Annotated in this window: 1 protein-coding gene; it reads left to right on the top strand. The window is 68.9% G+C overall.

Annotated elements, in window-relative coordinates; translation table 11 throughout:
* On the top strand, positions 1-438 hold a 438-nt coding region (locus tag INT49_RS20925), incomplete at both ends, for an IS256 family transposase (protein WP_193119644.1).

Below are 438 nucleotides of genomic sequence, written 5' to 3' on the forward strand. Positions count from 1 at the left end.
TCGGCATCAACTCGCTCTCGAAGTCCCAGGTCAGCCGCATGGCAGTCGATCTCGATGAACATGTCGAGCAGTTCCGCCACCGGCCCCTGGACGCCGCTGGTCCGTTCACGTTCGTCTCCGCTGACGCGCTGACGATGAAGGTCCGCGAAGGCGGGCGCGTCATCAACGCGGTGGTCCTGCTGGCCGTCGGCGTCAACGGTGATGGGCACCGCGAGGTCCTCGGCATGCGCGTCGCGACCAGCGAGACGGGCGCGGCGTGGAGCAGCTTCTTCGCAGACCTCGTCGCTCGCGGCCTGGGCGGAGTCCGCCTGGTCACCTCCGACGCCCACGCCGGCCTCGTGGAGGCGATCGCCGCGCATCTGCCCGGAGCGTCCTGGCAGCGCTGCCGCACCCACTACGCCGCGAATCTGATGAGCATCTGTCCCAAGGGCATGTGGC

Source organism: Brachybacterium tyrofermentans (genome assembly GCF_014897585.1).
Taxonomy (GTDB): Bacteria; Actinomycetota; Actinomycetes; order Actinomycetales; family Dermabacteraceae; genus Brachybacterium; species Brachybacterium tyrofermentans.